We start from the raw sequence: 12755 nt of genomic DNA, 5'->3' as shown, positions 1-12755 counted from the left end.
GGAGAAATAAATGGAACGATTGACTGATGAAAGGGCTGTATCCCTTCTCCACAATGAAGATATACTGACACTCGGGCAGCAGGCGGATCAAGTCCGCCGGCAGATGCATCCCGGCAATACCGTAACCTTTATCATTGACCGAAACATAAATTACACCAATATATGCATAAATGAATGCAATTTTTGCGCCTTTTACCGTCGTCCTGGAGAAAAAGGCGCGTATTTGCTATCTATTGATGCCATTCTGCAAAAGGTGCGGGAAACCGTCGATGCCGGCGGTACACAGATAATGCTGCAAGGCGGCCTGCATCCCGACGCAGGCTTCGAATACTACATTGATATGCTGACTGCCATCAAAAAAAACTATGATATCACCATTCATTCGTTCACTGCCACAGAAATACTTCATTTCAGCAAAATCACCGGCTATTCTGTCACCGAAGTATTAAAACGCCTGCAGGCTGCCGGTCTGTCTTCGCTGCCCGGCGGCGGCGCGGAAATCCTCGCTGACAGAGTCAGGAAAATTGTCAGCCCAAAAAAAATCATGACGGATGAGTGGCTGAATATAATGCGCTGTGCCCATGGCATAGGCATGAAGACGACTGCTACTATGGTGCTCGGTCTCGGTGAAACCATAGATGAACGCGTTGAGCATATGCGTAAAATACGCACCCTGCAAGATGAAACAGGCGGTTTTCGTGCTTTTATCATATGGACTTTTCAGCCCGGTCACACGAAGCTCGGCGGAGAAAAACTATCCTCCTGGGAATACTTGAAAACCTTGGCTACGGCACGCCTTTATTTTGATAATATAAGCCATATGCAAGGTTCATGGGTCACTCAGGGTAAAAACATCGGTCAGCTGACTCTGACTTTCGGTGCCGATGATCTCGGCAGTGTCATGCTCGAAGAAAATGTCGTACGTGCTGCGGGGACGTCACATCATATGTCTGTGAATACCATGGCAGACATCATAAAAAAAACAGGCAGCATTCCCGCACAGCGTGATACTGCTTATAATATAATACGTTACTGCAAATAATTACATTTATATTTGATCGGAGGCAATATATTTGACTGAACAAAATATTCCAAAAGCAGAATTTGCCGTGATAGGCGGCTCCGGCACCTTATCCAGCAATTTCCCCGCCAACGCGGGCGACAGCGATGTAAAAGTTCTTGCTGATCATCTTATTTTTGAAACACCTTACGGTAAAACGACTGAGCTTCGTCTTTTCGAAGTTGCCGGTAAAAAAGTGCTGACCTGTAAAATGCATGGCTGGAGAAGCGGAGTCAGCCGCTCGGATGCTTCAAGACAGCTTTTTTGGACGTTCCGCGAAGCCGGTGTCAAAAGGATCATATCAGAAGGCGGTGTGGGGACTGTCAATAAACTGCTGGATACGCGCGACTTTCTCATACCGGATGATTACCTTGATCTTTCCGTGCGAAAAGATGTGGGCCTTGAAGGAAAATATTTATTGGTCATGCGTGATCCGCTTTGTCCCCAGATGCGCAAAGTACTTATCGAAACAACAAAAAAACTTTTTGAAGGCAGAGTTTTTACCCGTGGTATTTATGCAAACACAGACGGACGACATTTCGAAAGCCCCGCTGAAATAGCCATGATGAACGGTCATGCAGATATTGTAGGCCAGAGCATCTGCCCTGAAGTATACCTTGCGCGCGAAATAGGTGCCTGCTATGCCGGTCTTTACTATGTGGTAAATTACGGCGAAGGCATAAGGAAATCATGGTCCCATGAAGAATTGGAAGATATTTTTTATGATGATGCGCCGATGATAGGAAACATCATTCTGCATACAATTCGCACTCTTCCCTCCGACAAAAACTGCGAATGCCTTTCCTTGCGCAAAGAAACTTTGTTAAAAGGCATTTATGATGATTAGCACGATCTCGTCCGGAAGTGATATCCTGTTGTCCTGCCGCAAAATACCTCTGATTTTTCTATTGACAGCCATTTTCACTGCTCTTTTACCTGCGCTGTCATATGCTGCTAACGGAACAGCCGCAGTCCTGCCTTTCACGGATGACTCCGGCAAACGTCTCGGCACAGCGGCAGGTGATATATTTACTGCCCGGCTTACCGATGAAGCCGTCTTTACCCTTATCAGTAATCCCCAGCTATCCGCACTGACTCCCAAAAATAATTACGGCAGCTCTGGCGATCTGAAGACAGCGCTTGAAACAGGGCGCATGCTCAATGTTGATTATCTGATAATCGGGCATATAGATTCTGCCTCCATGGAAAAAAATTCTGTTATCTTTGCCAGCCAGTATGAAGCCACGGTCAGGCTGAATATAAGGATCATAAGCTGTTTCACAGGTGAAACTGTTTATTCATCCAATGCCGAAGGAACAGATCAAAATATCAAAATAAAAGGCTTCGGCGGCAAGGCCGATTATACAAATGCTCTGGAAGATGCTGCCGATAAAATAATGCATCAATTAAATCGAAATTATCCGGTATATGCCAAAATAGCTGCTGTAAATGGTGAAGAACTCTATATTAATGCGGGCAGCCAATCCGGCATAAAATCCGGTGATATTTTTACAATATACGAAACGGGCGCGGCTGTCATTGACCCTGATACAGGTAAAATGCTCACATATCAGAAAAAGAAAATAGGCACATTAAAAATTATCCGCGTAGAGAGCCATGCTTCTGTCGGGCAGCTGCAGAATAAAGCCAGCCCGCAAATAGGTCAGACCGTTATCAAAGAGGGCTGATGCTTTATCGGTGCCCTATGCCTATTTGTCGTACAGGTATTTTTGTGCTATACTTATGAACGTTCTTGTTGACACTGTGATGAAACGTATTGATGCATGGAGGATTTTTAATGCCAAGCGAAAAACAATGCCGTGAATATACGATCAAGCTTATCCCCAGTGATGGTGGTACAGTGCGCAATATTCACCTGACATCCCGACTTTTCAAATACGCAATAGCTTCTCTTATAGCCGGGGGACTTTTACTTATAGCGGTATTCTGCTTTGCCGGCTACTCTTTTTTTGCCAACAAAGTCGATAAACAAACTATTGAAGATCTGCAGAACGCCAACACCATTCAGCAGGAAAAGCTGACTGAGCTGGCACAAAAGGCCACACAGCTGCAGAGTGATCTTGATAAACTCAACGCTACCGAAAAAGAATTGAAATCTATTTCCAATATCGATGTCCCGACTACTGACGATTCGTCAGCAAGCCAAAATGTCAATACCGACGGAGGACAGGGCGGACCTGTCATCGCGCCGGATGTTCAAAATCTTTCCGAAGTGCTGGCAAATTTGGAAAAACGTGTTGCCATTCATCAGGAAAATATGGAAAATCTGCGGCAGGCTCTTATTACGCAGCGCAAGCAGCAGGATCTTATGGCAGAAAAATCCATAACCACGCCAATGGGAATGCCTACCGGCGGTTCCATAAGCTCACCATACGGATTCAGATGGAACGGTACGGATTTTCATCCTGGTATCGATATCGCCAATGATTACGGCGCTCCTATCAGAGCCACAGCAGACGGTGTAATCACCACTGCCGGTTGGAACTCAGGCGGTTATGGCAATATGGTCGATATAGATCACGGCAACGGTATAATCACCCGCTACGGCCATGCATCCAGTGTAGTCGTGTCAGTCGGCCAGCATGTCAAGCGCGGACAAATAATTGCTTATGTCGGCAGCACCGGGTTCAGCACGGGGCCGCATGTACACTACGAAGTGCGTGTAAACAACAGACCGGTCGATCCATCCAGTTATCTTTAAAATACAGACCGCACCAAAAAATTAAAAATGTTGCAATGATCAAATTCATTGTTTAAACGGTATTCAGCCACGGATTTTATAATAATCTGTGGCCTTTTTTTATTTCTTTACAAGTATTTTGTATACTGCAATACAATACAATACATATTTTAAATAAATATTAAGAGTAAATCTTATAAACCATTATTATAATTACAATTATACATTACGTGCATTTTATCACATTTTATTAAAAATATGTATAAAAATTCTTTTTATGTATTTTATACATATTTATATGGAATAAAGATTGTATTTCATTCTTTTTTTGCCTAAAGAATACAATATTTTAGTATAAAACAAGAATTTTTTTATTGACAGTATAAGAATACATTAATATAATTATATATGCGTCTATTTCCTATCTGCTAGTCGTTCTATATAATTATATTATTATAGATGTTTGTTGAGAGTGGAATCATACCTTATTATTTTTGAGAGACTAATCAGCATTGTTGCTGATGCATCATATATTGGTGAATGACCAATATATGATTTTTTAGTCTATAAAATTAATCCGTTTTATTTTGAAATTTTCTTATTGTGTATTATTTTGGGGGCGAACAATAATGTGTAGAATTGGTTCAATAAAAAGTAAAGTGGCTTTCAGTCCATCAAAGGCTTTATATCTTATGCTGCCGCAGCAGGAAGGCCATGATAACTCAGGTTTTGCTATGGTCATGCAGGATCTGTATGGCATTTTCACGCCATATAAGGATAAGCCGCTTTTATCGCTCGCCTGTACACAGCGTGGTGCGCAAATGGTCGAAGACTTTATGGACAGCCATAATTTTGAACAGGTAGCCGAATGGATCCCTGTTCCCAATGATCAGCCGGGACTTGACATAAAAGCCATGCCATATTACATCTTCCGCAACTATGATTATCCCGAATATTATCGTGATAAAACCATGGCTGAAAAAGAAAAGCTTCTGCTTGATATACGGCTCAAGCTTCGCGAAATATTGGAAACGGCTGGTGAAGGCTATGTTTACTCCTTCTGGCCTGATGTCTTAACACTGAAAGAAATAGGCGACCCGCGCGACATTGCCACATACTTTCGCCTTTGGGACGATAATGGCTGCCTGATGGCCAAAAGTGTCGTTGTCCAGTGCCGCCAAAACACCAATTATGATATTGTGCGTTATGCCGCTCACCCGTTTTTCCTGCAGGGATACACTCTTTGTGCAAACGGAGAAAATACCTTTTATACCAAAAACAAAGAATTCCAGAAATCTCTGCATAAGGGTTATGTCGGTTTCGAATCAGATTCGCAAAATTTTCTCTATACGCTGCATTATGTGCTGCATGAATTAAAATGGCCTATAAAATACTATAAGCATGTTATAACACCGCTGCCTTTCGCCGAAATAGACCAGCGTGAAGACAAAGATGTATTAAAAGCAATCAGACAGTCTCTTGCCAATCTGGAAATAAACGGTCCCAACACAATCATTGCCAATCTTCCCGACGGACGCATGCTGACCTGCTGTGACTCTAAAAAACTCCGCCCGGTAGTGGTCGGACAGACGGAAGATACAGTAGCTATCGCTTCCGAAGTATGCGGGCTTAATGAAATAATGCCTGATCGTGACATGACAAAAGATATTTATCCTAACGAACGAGAAGTTGTCGTTATCGACAATGAGCTGGAGGTACAAAGATGGAAGCAGTAAAATCACAAGACATCAGCAAAGCTGATCTCAAATGGAATATAGAGCACATCATGGAACGCTGTACAATGTGCGGCAGCTGCATTTCGACCTGTACTCTCGGTGCTATCAAAGCCGATGTCATTCGTGTTGACAAAACATATTCGGATGATATGAAACCCAGCCCGCGCCGCACACACAGAACTATTCCCATTATCAAACAAGTGAGCACTATTGGCAATGCCTGCGTCGGCTGCGGCATGTGCGCCAAAGTCTGCCCGAACAATGCGATCCGGCCTGTCAGAAACAGTGACAGCAGACAGACCCTCTTATCGCGTGATGCCGGCCCTGTAAAACGCGGCGGCAGAACCAACCTGAATGCACAGCGCACTCTGGACCACATAATAGTGGGCCGTATCAGCCAGATGACAGACCCTTCACTTGATTCGATCAGACATACATTTGATATACGGTCTCCTTTCGGGCGTGTTCTGCCGGCCAGCGATCTTCCCTTCAGCCTGCAGGATGGCAAGCTGGTCATGGCGCATAAAGCACCTCCGGTCCGCTCCATCTATCCGCTCATCTTTTCCGATATGTCTATAGGAGCTTTATCCACTCGCGCTTGGGAAGCAGTGGCTATGGCAGTGGCATATTTAAACGAAAAATGCGATCTTCCCGTACGCATGAGCTCCGGTGAAGGCGGCATGCCTATCAAGCTGCTCGAATCTGAACAGCTGAAATACATGATTTTGCAAATTGCTTCCGGTCATTTCGGCTGGAACAGGATAGTTAAGGCTATGCCCCGCATGAAAACCGATCCTGCCGGTGTTTTAATAAAAATCGGGCAGGGTGCTAAACCAGGCGACGGCGGTCTTCTCCAGGCTGCCAAAGTAGCCGAACACGTACAGGCAATCCGCGGCGTCCCGAAAGCCACACTTTCCTCACCGCCTAATCATCAGGGACTGTATTCTATAGAGGAATCTGTGCAAAAGATGCATTTATCGCTCAACGCGGCGTTCGGATTCAGAGTCCCCGTCGCCATAAAATGTGCGGCATCAGCAACTTCCGTGTCAGTCTATAATAATTTGCTGCGTGATCCGTATAAAATCTGCGGCGGTTTCTTTATAGACGGCATACAAGGCGGCACCGGTGCCGCAAATGAAATATCACTTGATCATACAGGTCATCCCATAGTATCTAAAATCCGTGACTGCTATCTGGCCGCTGTAAAACAGGGTCTGCAAGGGCAGATTCCCCTTTACGGCGGCGGCGGAATAGGCATGACAGGCAATGCTGCCGCTGACGCCTTTAAAATGATTTGTCTTGGCGCCAATGGTGTATTTGTCGGCAAAATGCTTATTCAGCTGCTCGGCTGCGTGGGCAACGAAGAGGGTCGCTGCAATGCCTGCAATACAGGCAAATGCCCGACCGGCATCTGCACACAGGACCCGCGTCTTGTCAAACGTCTTGATATAGACCGCGGTGCCCAGAAAATAGTAGACTATGTGCTTACCTTCGACAAAGAACTTCGCAAACTGATGGCACCTATAGGCAACAGCACTCTGCCGGTAGGCCGCAGTGATGCTTTAGTTTCCACAGACAAGTCTATAGCCGAACAGCTGGGAATTCAATATGTATGCTGAGAAAGGAACCGTGAGATATGTTTAAGATAGATACTCTAAAAGGACACGATCGCATGTCCACACAGGATTTACTGCTCGCTGTCGGCAGTGCCGTGGCAAACGGCGAAACTGATTTTGAAATAGCGGCTTCCGGTCAGCATGATATCGGCGGTCCGTTATGGCATCCCGAAGGAAAGACGCTTCATTTCCACGTCACCAATGCCGGTCAGCGGCTCGGCTCAATGTGTCTCAATAATACAGAAATTATTGCCGATGGGTCAGTATCCGCAGATGTAGGCTGGCTCAACGCCGGCGGGAAAATAGTGGTAAAAGGAGACGCCGGTGACACTGCAGGCCATTGTTCATCAGGCGGCAAAATATACATCGGCGGGCGCGGCGGCACACGCACGGGATCTTTGATGAAACACGATCCGCTCTATGAAGAACCCCAGCTTTGGATATTGAAAAATGTCGGCAGCTTTGCCTTCGAATTCATGGGTGGCGGACGTGCCGTGGTCTGCGGCTTCGACAGCGAAGAATTTGATTCCGTACTGGGCGAACGTCCCTGTGTAGGTATGGTAGGCGGCACTGTATATTTCCGCGGTCATTCACATGATCATCCTGCCGATATTCTTCTTGAAGAACTTGATAAAGATGATATTGCCTTTCTTGCGGAAGGCATGGATAAATTCCTAGAATCGATCGGCAAGGAAAATCTGCATAATGACCTTTCCGATTGGAGTCAATGGCATAAGCTGCGTCCTCTTACCTTTGATGAAAAGCAGAATGCAGATACAAAGCATACTGACATGCGTTCTTTCCGTCTCAATGAATGGATCAAGGGTGGTATGTTCAGTGATGTTGCTGTTGATGATTTTGCCGTCAAAAATCTGGTAGAAAAAGGTCTTTACCGCCAGCATATTCCGGTCTGGAACAATGCCAAATACGCAGCACCATGCGAATTTGCCTGCCCGGCACATATCCCGACACAGCTGAGATATAAATTGCTCCGCACCGAAAAGCAAGAAGAAGCAACCAAACTGATTCTTGAATATACCCCGTTTCCCGGTTCGGTATGCGCCTCTGTCTGTCCCAATCCGTGTATGGATGCATGTACACGCGCTAAGATAGATCAGTCTGTCCAGATCGGTCCTTTGGGTTTTCAGTCCGTATATGCCAAACTTGATATAACCTCGAAAAAAACAGGCAAAAAAATAGCTGTCATAGGCGGCGGTGTTGCCGGGCTTGGAGCCGCATGGCAGCTCATCCAGCGTGGTCATGATGTAACTGTATACGATGAGGATGATCATATCGGCGGTAAGCTTGAACAAGTCATTCCGCGTGCACGTCTTCCGCATGAACTGCTGCAGGCAGAGCTTAAGCGAATCGAAGATGCCGGTGTAAAATTTGTTCCCAAATTCAAAGTTGATGCCGAAAAATTTACCGCTATAAGACAAAACAATGATGCGGTGGTTTTAGCCACCGGCGGTCATAAGTCAAGATTTTTCCCTTGGGAAGGCGCCGAAAAACTGACAATGGGCCTGACCTTCCTGAAAGCTATAAACCGCGGGGAACACCCCTATGTGGGCAAAAATGTTATTGTTATCGGCTGCGGCAATTCCGGTATGGACACAGCTCGCGGAGCTTACGATATGGGTGCTGAAAAAGTCACATGCATCGACGTGCAAAAACCGGCTGCTTTTCAAAATGAAATCGACCATATAGAACAAATGGGCGGCGAGCTTATATGGCCTTTCATGACTTCTAAAATAACCGATGAGGGGATTTATGATAATACGGGAAAATTCATAGCAGGCGACATGGTCATCGTTTCTATAGGTGAAGCGCCTATCTTGGATTATCTGCCGCAGGATGACAAAATAAAAAAATTCCGCGACTGGCTCGTTCCCGGTAAGGACAATACCATTTTAGACGGAATATTTGTTGCCGGCGACGTGATAAAACCGGGCAGACTGGTAGATGCTATCGGTTCCGGCAACAAAGCCGCCTATTATGCGGATGCCTATGTAATGCGTAAAGATGTTCCCGCTTTTCCCGAAAAAAGAGAAGTTCCTGCCGATATGCTTGGCAAAGAATATTTTGCAAAATATCACCATGAAGATTTACCGGAACCGCTCGGTGATGTAGATCGCTGTGTAAGCTGCGGTACTTGCCGTGACTGCAGGACATGCCTTGACTCCTGCCCTGAAAAAGCTATTGACCGCATCGATCACGGCATGGGTATCATTGAATACAGATCAGATCCCGATAAATGCATAGGCTGCGGTATTTGTTCCGGTGTCTGCCCCTGCGGCATTTGGGAGCTCAATGACAATCCCGAACCTATAAAGATGTATCGCACCGGCAGCAAAGCCGAATAATAACTCCAGCGGCTGTTTACTCTCTCATATATTTGATGCTGTCTGACATTCACCGTCCCGATAAAAGACCGCTGTCATAACAAAATGACAGCGGTCTTTTATTATTTCTATTCCTTTTATTCTATTTGACCTCTATCTTAAGAACGGCTTCCTGTGTCTGCAAGTTTTTAGCCAATCGTTTCACTTTTTCATCCATATTCGTTATAGCAAGGACAGTTGTTATCCTTTTCCCTTCCTTTTTTATATATTCCGCATCAAAGCTTATGAGTTTATCCCCGCGCTTTACCAGTTCTGCTTCTTTTACATACGCCGTAAAACCTTTTCCCTCCAGCTCCACTGTATCCAGTCCGATATGAATGAGTATTTCCACGCCCTCAGCTCTTATAGCAACGGCATGTTTCGTTTTTGCCAATATGGCTATTTCCCCGTCACACGGTGCCGAAATAAAATTCTCATCCGGCTCGACGGCAAAACCGTCTCCCATCATTTTCGCAGAAAACACCTCATCTTCCACTTCTGTAATATCGATTACTTTGCCTTTTATCGGTGAAAAAACTTCAATTTTCTTCTTATTAAATAAACCGAACATCATTTGTTCCTCTCTTTCTTCTTTCCCTGCATAGCTAACAAAAAAGCTGTCCCTTTATTATTACGTTTTTTATCCGCACATCTTCACCAAAGACGACAATGTCAGCCTGTTTGCCTTTTTCTATAGAACCTATTCTATCATACATACCTAATTCCTGCGCCGGATTTTTCGTTGCCAGCTCAATAACTTCCGGCAGTCCTGCATTATTATTTACCGCAAAATTTGCTATGGCTCTGTCCATCGTCAATACACTGCCGGCAATAGTTTTATCCGCCAGCACTGCCTTTTGCCCTTTGACAAAAACCTTCTGCCCGCCCAATTCAGACTCGCCGTCTCCCAGCATACACGCTCTCATAGAGTCCGTTATCAATATGATCCTGTCTTTATCCTTGGCACGGTACAGCATGCGCTGCAATGCCGGATGTACATGGACATTATCAGCAATGAGCTCACAGTACGCGTTTGTATCCATAGCGGCTCCCGCTATACCCGGTTTGCGATGGTGCAGCGGCGTCATTGCATTAAACAGATGTGTCACATGTGTGATGCCCTGTTCTTTTATAGCCTTTACCGCCGTATCATAATCCGCGGAGCTGTGTCCGATCGATACGATAATATTATTTTTACGGCATTGCTTCACAAATGTGCAGTCATCGTGCAGCATCTCCGGAGCTATTGTAATTATACGTATAACATCCTTGTATTTTTCTATTTTTGCAAAATCAGCAGCGACTATATCTTCCGCGGCTTGCGCCCCCTTACGTTCACTGTTGATGAAAGGCCCTTCCATATGGCAGCCGAGTACGGCGGCGCCTTTACCATCATCATTTTTAACAAAATCATTTATACAGTCAAGCGCTTTATATATTCTGGGGAAATCATAGGTCATGGTAGTCGGCAGAAAAGCTGTCACTCCTGTTTCAGCCTGATACTTTCCTATATTCTTTAATGCTTCATGCGAGTTGTCCATCACATCAAAACCAGCACAGCCATGTATATGCATATTTATAAAGCCCGGTCCGATATAACTCCCCTCCGCGTCCAGAATTTCTTCTGTCTGCTGCTGACAAAAACGCCGCATCGGTAAGATATCTTCTATTTTTTCATTATAAATCACTGCATGCTCGCTCATTATTTTAAAATGCCCGTCCCGATCTGGTATCAGTACACGTCCGTTAATAATTGCCTTCATATTTCCTCCCTGTGTCACCGTTTTAGCATCGTATTTATTTCCTTGGCAATACTCTCGGCCCGCGTGCCCACGATCACCTGTATATTTTGCCCTTTCCTGACGACTCCCTTCACACCGAGCGCCTTTAGTGATTTTTCATCCACCAATGCCGCATTTCTAACATTGATCCTCAGTCTGGTGATGCATGCGCCGACTTCTTCGAGATTGTCAGCACCTCCCAGCTTCGTAATCAGCTCCGGTACATATAATACCCCAGTTTCCGCATTTTCCACCGCTTCTTCGGAATAACGCCCGACGGTATGGATATCAAAATATCTTATGGCCCAGCTGAATATTATGTAATAGACAACACCAAAGATCAGGCCAATCGGTATTATCAGAACAGGGTTCGTTGCAATACCCCAATTGAGTATATAGTCAATAAAGCCTGCCGAAAAACTGAAACCATGCAGTATACCTGCACTGTATGCCGCCGCAAGTGCCAGACCGGTAAGGATAGCATGAACGACGTACAATCCCGGTGCCAAAAACATAAACATAAATTCTATAGGTTCCGTGATACCTGTGAAAAAAGACGTAAAGGCCATGATCAGCAGCATGACTTTTATCTTTGTTCTGTTTTCCGGTTTGGCTGCATGATAGATTGCCAGTGCAGCTGCCGGCATACCAAACATCATCATAATATAAAAACCTGCCATAAACATGCCGGCATTAGGATCACCTGCGAAAAAACGGCTGAGATCTCCGGTAACCGCCACTCCGTCAGCGGTGGTATAATTACCTGAAATAAACCAGATGAAGCTGTTTAGGATATGATGCAGCCCAATCGGTATAAGCAGCCTGTTAAGCAGACCGTAAATAAAAGCACCCACAGCGCCTGCATTTACTATCCACACGCCGAGACTATTTATAACATTCTGACACGGCTCCCAGACAATACTAAAAACAGCGGCCGATACAGCTGCCAGCAGTGCAGTAATTATGGGAACAAGCCGAGTTCCGCCGAAAAAGCCTACACATTCGGGGACTTTTATGCAATGAAATCTGTTATATAAAAAGCCTGCCTCGATACCGCTCACGATTCCCGCCAAAACTCCCATATCCAGATTTTCATCAATAGCTTTCATTCCAGCTGTAAGCACCAAATAGCCGATCGCACCGGCCAGCGCTGCTGCTCCATTATTATCGCGCGCAATACCGATTGCCACCCCTATAGCGAAAATAAGTGCTATATTCGTAAAAATCGTCTCTCCCGCCTTCATTATAAAAGGTATATTAAATATATCGGGTGCGCCCAAACGCAAAAGTAAAGCCGCAGCCGGAAGCACCGCAATAGGCAGCATGACCGCCCCGCCTATACGTTGCATTCCGCCAAACCATTTATCCATTATTTTTCTCCCATATGTAAAAATATTCCCGCTGATTGTTATCATAAATAATATTATTTTATTGTACTCCGACAATAGGACAGTGACAATATAATTATTTATATTGCCTT

The 12755-nt window shown here is 45.0% G+C and carries 10 protein-coding genes; 7 read left to right on the top strand and 3 right to left on the bottom strand.

Annotated features, from left to right (window positions below):
• Nucleotides 1-10 precede the first annotated feature (10 nt).
• From mqnC to NXG61_RS04360, 7 genes are all read left to right on the top strand, one after another.
• Nucleotides 11-1042, top strand: coding sequence for a cyclic dehypoxanthinyl futalosine synthase (gene mqnC / locus NXG61_RS04390; protein ID WP_196604026.1), 1032 nt, complete (start codon nucleotides 11-13; stop codon nucleotides 1040-1042).
• A gap of 31 nt (nucleotides 1043-1073) precedes the next feature.
• Complete coding sequence (locus NXG61_RS04385) at nucleotides 1074-1907, top strand: MTAP family purine nucleoside phosphorylase (protein WP_196604027.1); 834 nt, start codon at nucleotides 1074-1076, stop codon at nucleotides 1905-1907.
• Nucleotides 1897-2748 carry a CsgG/HfaB family protein gene (locus NXG61_RS04380; RefSeq protein WP_307224050.1) on the top strand — a complete coding sequence of 284 codons (852 nt, stop codon included), beginning with the start codon at nucleotides 1897-1899 and terminating at the stop codon, nucleotides 2746-2748. The genes NXG61_RS04385 and NXG61_RS04380 overlap by 11 nt, the downstream gene beginning before the upstream one ends.
• A gap of 110 nt (nucleotides 2749-2858) precedes the next feature.
• Nucleotides 2859-3782 (top strand): M23 family metallopeptidase, encoded by a 924-nt coding sequence (locus tag NXG61_RS04375; protein WP_196604029.1) that lies wholly within the window; start codon nucleotides 2859-2861, stop codon nucleotides 3780-3782.
• Nucleotides 3783-4390: 608 nt separating this feature from the next.
• Nucleotides 4391-5497 carry a glutamate synthase gene (locus NXG61_RS04370; protein WP_196604030.1) on the top strand — a complete coding sequence of 369 codons (1107 nt, stop codon included), beginning with the start codon at nucleotides 4391-4393 and terminating at the stop codon, nucleotides 5495-5497.
• Nucleotides 5485-7116, top strand: coding sequence for a glutamate synthase-related protein (locus tag NXG61_RS04365; RefSeq protein WP_196604031.1), 1632 nt, complete (start codon nucleotides 5485-5487; stop codon nucleotides 7114-7116). Before NXG61_RS04370 ends, NXG61_RS04365 begins: the two co-directional genes overlap by 13 nt.
• 17 nt (nucleotides 7117-7133) lie before the next feature.
• Complete coding sequence (locus tag NXG61_RS04360; protein ID WP_307224052.1) at nucleotides 7134-9476, top strand: FAD-dependent oxidoreductase; 2343 nt, start codon at nucleotides 7134-7136, stop codon at nucleotides 9474-9476.
• 121 nt (nucleotides 9477-9597) lie between these two features.
• Here NXG61_RS04360 and NXG61_RS04355 read toward each other — a convergent pair whose 3' ends face one another.
• The 3 genes from NXG61_RS04355 to NXG61_RS04345 are packed head-to-tail and all read right to left on the bottom strand — an operon-like array spanning nucleotide 9598 to nucleotide 12645.
• Complete coding sequence (locus tag NXG61_RS04355; protein ID WP_307224054.1) at nucleotides 9598-10068, bottom strand: PTS sugar transporter subunit IIA; 471 nt, start codon at nucleotides 10066-10068, stop codon at nucleotides 9598-9600.
• A 31-nt stretch (nucleotides 10069-10099) separates the two neighbouring features.
• Nucleotides 10100-11257, bottom strand: coding sequence for an N-acetylglucosamine-6-phosphate deacetylase (gene nagA / locus NXG61_RS04350; protein WP_307224056.1), 1158 nt, complete (start codon nucleotides 11255-11257; stop codon nucleotides 10100-10102).
• A 14-nt stretch (nucleotides 11258-11271) separates the two neighbouring features.
• Nucleotides 11272-12645, bottom strand: coding sequence for a PTS transporter subunit EIIC (locus tag NXG61_RS04345; protein ID WP_307224058.1), 1374 nt, complete (start codon nucleotides 12643-12645; stop codon nucleotides 11272-11274).
• Nucleotides 12646-12755 lie beyond the last annotated feature (110 nt).

It is taken from the genome of Pectinatus haikarae (assembly GCF_050916305.1).
GTDB lineage: Bacteria > Bacillota > Negativicutes > Selenomonadales > Selenomonadaceae > Pectinatus > Pectinatus haikarae.
Note: the sequence above shows the minus strand (reverse complement) of the source record. Positions and strands in the feature narration are given on the sequence as shown.

What these genes read in the sequence shown, in the direction of transcription:
- NXG61_RS04345 (WP_307224058.1), bottom strand. Translation starts at nt 12,645, where the DNA reads ATGGATAAATGGTTTGGCGGAATGCAACGTATAGGCGGGGCGGTCATG.
- NXG61_RS04360 (WP_307224052.1), top strand. Translation starts at nt 7,134, where the DNA reads ATGTTTAAGATAGATACTCTAAAAGGACACGATCGCATGTCCACACAG.
- mqnC (WP_196604026.1), top strand. Translation starts at nt 11, where the DNA reads ATGGAACGATTGACTGATGAAAGGGCTGTATCCCTTCTCCACAATGAA.
- NXG61_RS04375 (WP_196604029.1), top strand. Translation starts at nt 2,859, where the DNA reads ATGCCAAGCGAAAAACAATGCCGTGAATATACGATCAAGCTTATCCCC.
- NXG61_RS04365 (WP_196604031.1), top strand. Translation starts at nt 5,485, where the DNA reads ATGGAAGCAGTAAAATCACAAGACATCAGCAAAGCTGATCTCAAATGG.
- NXG61_RS04370 (WP_196604030.1), top strand. Translation starts at nt 4,391, where the DNA reads ATGTGTAGAATTGGTTCAATAAAAAGTAAAGTGGCTTTCAGTCCATCA.
- NXG61_RS04380 (WP_307224050.1), top strand. Translation starts at nt 1,897, where the DNA reads ATGATGATTAGCACGATCTCGTCCGGAAGTGATATCCTGTTGTCCTGC.
- NXG61_RS04355 (WP_307224054.1), bottom strand. Translation starts at nt 10,068, where the DNA reads ATGATGTTCGGTTTATTTAATAAGAAGAAAATTGAAGTTTTTTCACCG.
- nagA (WP_307224056.1), bottom strand. Translation starts at nt 11,257, where the DNA reads ATGAAGGCAATTATTAACGGACGTGTACTGATACCAGATCGGGACGGG.